Source organism: Agromyces binzhouensis (assembly GCF_004135055.1).
In the GTDB taxonomy this organism is placed as follows: domain Bacteria; phylum Actinomycetota; class Actinomycetes; order Actinomycetales; family Microbacteriaceae; genus Agromyces; species Agromyces binzhouensis.
The window spans coordinates 1-1,168 of record NZ_SDPL01000641.1; the positions used below are offsets into that span (position 1 = coordinate 1).

1 pseudogene is annotated in these 1,168 nt (G+C 76.1%); it reads left to right on the plus strand.

From position 1 onward, the window contains the following. Nucleotides 1-13: 13 nt before the first annotated feature. Nucleotides 14-1,168, plus strand: a pseudogene (locus ESO86_RS17315) (hypothetical protein); the annotation flags it as partial.

A 1,168-nucleotide genomic window follows, 5' to 3' on the forward strand; every position in this document is an offset into this window, starting at 1 on the left:
GCTCATGCCGACCGTGGCCGCGGCTGCCATCGGGCTCATCGTGGTCGCCGCCGTCGCGCTGGCGGCCGCTGCGATCCCCGCGGTCCGGCGGCTCAGGGGTGCGATCGTCGTCCTCGCCGCAGGCGGCATCCCGGCGGCCGCACTCGCGTGGCTGGTCGGCCACTCGTCGACGGGCCTCTGGTGGTGGGTCGTGCCGTCCGTGGTCGCGTTGTCGATCGCGGGGCGCGTGCTCGCCGCTCGCCTGGCGCGGACGGCAGTGGGGACGGTCCGCGTGCTGCACGTGGTGGCCGCCTCGCTCGTGGCGCTTCTCGCCACCGTCGCGTTCCCCGCTTGGGCGGCGGCATCCGGCGTGCCGATCTCGACGCCCTGGGACGAACCCGCGTTCCTCGTCGCCGTGGTCGCGACGCTCGCGCTCGGCGCCCTCGCTGTCGCCCGCAGGCTCCCGGCCGATGACCGCGTGACAGCCGGAGCCGCACTGTTCGCCGGGGCGATGATCGCCACGACGTGGCTGGCCGTCACGTTCTTCACGCCCTGGGCCTGGGCCCCCGCGACTGCGCTCGCCGTCGTCGGGCTCGTCTGGGTCCGCTCGGATCTCCGCCCGATGCGGGCGCTGTTCGCCGCGGGCACCCCGCTGGCGATGGCGTTCGCGGGTGCCGGGATCAGCGTCGACCCCGACGGCGGGAACGTCGCGATCGGGCTCGCTGCCGCGATCCTCGCGGCCGCGGGGGTCGCGCTGGTGGCGCTGCCCGCGGATCCGCTCGGGAGGCGGATCTGGGGCATCGTCACCGGCGCACTCACGACGATCGCGGCAGTGGCCGGCCTCGCGCCAACCGCGCCATCCGGCGAGGCCTGGCTCGTCCTCCTCCTCCTGACGCCGGTGCCGTTGCTGATCGCCGCGATGTTCGGGGATCCGATCGGGGGCGGTTCGCCCGCGGTGCACGCCTCATGGGGATCGCTCGCGCTCGGCGTCGGGACCGTCTGGGCATGGCCCGACGGCCGCGGCATCGACGCGGTCGAGACGTACACGCTTCCGCTCGCGGCCGGACTGCTGGCGTCGGCGGCGCTCCTCATCTGGAGGCGGCCGGTGACCGACTCGACCGCCGCGGGGCGCACCGCGCTCCTCGCGACGGCGGCGGCCGTGGCCGTCCTGCCGAGCGTCGCCCTGGCG